General features: G+C 57.4%; 1 pseudogene. It reads left to right on the forward strand.

What is annotated here, in order from left to right:
- A pseudogene (locus tag FCK22_RS18635) lies at positions 1-249 on the forward strand (IS3 family transposase); the annotation flags it as partial.

The following is a 249-nucleotide window of genomic DNA, read 5'->3' on the forward strand; positions in this document are numbered from 1 at the left end:
ACAAGTGGGTGACGGCGCATCGTGACACCAATGTGGTGCCTGACAAGGACTTGGAACTTGCCCGGGAGAATGAACGGCTTCGGCGAGAGAACCGCATTCTCAAGGAGGAGAGGGAGATTCTAAAAAAAGGCAACGCAGTTCTTCGCGGGGCAAAAGCCATGAGGTTTCGGTTCATCGAAGAACACCGTCACGCCTTCTGCGCCAAGCGGATGTGTGACGTGCTGGGTGTCAGCTCACGCGGCCTGCGCG

Source organism: Sulfitobacter sp. 15WGC (assembly GCF_005068605.1).
In the GTDB taxonomy this organism is placed as follows: Bacteria; Pseudomonadota; Alphaproteobacteria; order Rhodobacterales; family Rhodobacteraceae; genus Sulfitobacter; species Sulfitobacter faviae.